4 protein-coding genes are annotated in these 2,081 nt (G+C 67.4%); all 4 read left to right on the top strand.

The genetic code is table 11. The features are described from left to right. Positions 1 to 538: chemotaxis protein CheW (locus RT551_RS21540; RefSeq protein WP_313462249.1), on the top strand; the 538-nt coding region annotated here is incomplete at its 5' end. Positions 539 to 611: 73 nt separating this feature from the next. After that, positions 612 to 920, top strand: a complete 309-nt coding sequence (locus RT551_RS21535) for an STAS domain-containing protein (protein ID WP_125362437.1) — start codon at positions 612 to 614, stop codon at positions 918 to 920. Beyond that, positions 917 to 1,282 (top strand): response regulator, encoded by a 366-nt coding sequence (locus RT551_RS21530; protein WP_038688521.1) that lies wholly within the window; start codon positions 917 to 919, stop codon positions 1,280 to 1,282. Before RT551_RS21535 ends, RT551_RS21530 begins: the two co-directional genes overlap by 4 nt. A gap of 45 nt (positions 1,283 to 1,327) precedes the next feature. Next, the coding region (locus RT551_RS21525; RefSeq protein ID WP_313462247.1) for an Hpt domain-containing protein at positions 1,328 to 2,081 on the top strand (754 nt) is incomplete at its 3' end.

Here is a 2,081-nt window from a genome sequence, read left to right as displayed (position 1 = left end):
CGCCCCGATCCTGCCGGCCAACGCGCCCAACCCGGCGCGCCCGGGCAGCTGGCAGGAGCTGCAGGCGCAGGCCCTCAACCCGGCCTCCAGCCCACGCGAACACCGTCGTGCCAACGAGCGCACCTCGCGCTGGCTGCGCATGCGCTGCGGCAGCCAGGCTTACGCCCTGGAGCTGCTGAAGGTGCAGGAAGTGGTGCTGCCGGTCCCGCTGCTGCCGCTGCGTGGCACCCCGGCGGCGATGCTGGGCATCATGAACCTGCGTGGCCAGGTGGTACCGGTGATGGACCTGGGCACCCACCTCGGGGCCGGCCCGGCGGTCGACGACGCCAACACCCGCATCGTGGTGCTGGAAGAGAACGGCGAAACCATGGGCCTGCGCGTGTCAGCGGTGGAAGATGTGGCCAACCTCACCGATTCGCAGATCGAGCCGCCCGATACCGCCCGCATCTGCCAGATTTCCAACGACCTGTTCCGGGGCGTGGCGCGGATCTCGGCGCAGCCGATGATCCTGCTCGACGCCACGCAGTTGCTGAACTGAGAACCGAAAATCGCGTTAAAGGTTCCCCCGAACCCGCCGTTATTGACCTAGGAACCGTTTGTCCGGAGCAACGATGAGCACTGTGGCCCTGGGTGATGATCTCGGCATCGAGAACAGCACCGAGCTCAAAACCCGCCTCGCCCCCCTGGTGGACCAGGAAGGCGACCTGACGCTGGATGCCAGCCAGGTCGGCCGTATCCATACCGCCGCCATGCAGGTCCTGTGCGCCTTCGTCGACGCCCGCCGCCAGGCGGGACACGCGACCGGATTCGACGGTTGCACCTCAACCTTCCGTGATGCCGCGCGCCTGCTCGGACTCACCCAGGCCCTGGGCCTGGATGCAACCCATGACAACCTGAAATCTGTGGAGAACGCGGCATGAGCGCACGTATCTTGGTGGTGGACGATTCGGCGTCGATGCGCCAGATGGTCTCTTTCGCCCTCACCTCGGCCGGCTTTTCTGTTGAAGAGGCCGAAGACGGTGCGGTCGCGCTTGGCCGCGCCAAGGGCCAGCGCTTCAACGCGGTGGTGACCGACGTGAACATGCCGAACATGGACGGCATCTCGCTGATCCGCGAACTGCGTCAGCTGCCGGACTACAAGTTCACCCCGATGCTGATGCTGACCACCGAGTCGGCTGCCGACAAGAAGTCCGAAGGCAAGGCCGCCGGTGCCACCGGCTGGCTGGTCAAGCCGTTCAACCCGGAACAGCTGGTCGCCACCGTCCAGAAAGTCCTGGGCTGATCCCCACCCGCCTTCCCTCTTCCCCGTAACCGGACCCGAACTGTCATGAGCATGGACCTGCAACGCTTCCACGCCACCTTCTTCGAGGAAAGCCGCGAAGGCCTGGACGCGATGGAAGCCGGCCTGCTGGCACTGGAATCGGGCCAGCAGGACCCTGAAATCATCAACTCGGTGTTCCGCGCCGCCCACTCGATCAAGGGCGGTGCCGGCACCTTCGGCTTCGACGCCATCGCTGCGCTCACCCACGTGCTGGAAACGCTGCTGGATGAGCTGCGCGCCGGCAAGCGCGCGCTGGAGCCGGTCGCGGTCGATGCCATGCTGTCGTCGGTGGACGTGCTGCGCGCCCTGCTGCGCGAAGCCGAACACGGCCAGCCGGCCGACCCGCAGGCCGTCGCCGCGGTGAAGGCACGCCTGGAAGCCGTGCTGTCCGGCACTGCGGCCAGCGCCGCCGCACCGGCCGCGGCCAAGGTCGATGACACCCCGGAAGCGTGGCAGATCGGCTTCGTGCCGGCCCCGTCTTTGTTCATGAGCGGCAATGATCCGCTGCGCATCATCCGCGAACTGGAACACCTGGGTTCGCTGCAGGTGGCCGCGCGTCTGGAACGCCTGCCCGGTTTCGACGCGCTGGATCCGCTCGAAGCCCATCTGGCCTGGGACCTGGGCCTGGTCGGCAAGGTGCCGCGCAGCAAGATTGAAGATACCTTCGCCTGGGTGGTGGACGACTGCGAACTGGACATACGTCCGGCCGCGCCGCCGAGCCTGGCGACCAGCGCGCCGGCCGCGGCCGCACCCGTTGCCG

It is taken from the genome of Stenotrophomonas sp., assembly GCF_032103445.1.
Classification (GTDB): Bacteria; Pseudomonadota; Gammaproteobacteria; order Xanthomonadales; family Xanthomonadaceae; genus Stenotrophomonas.
Note: the sequence above shows the minus strand (reverse complement) of the source record. Positions and strands in the feature narration are given on the sequence as shown.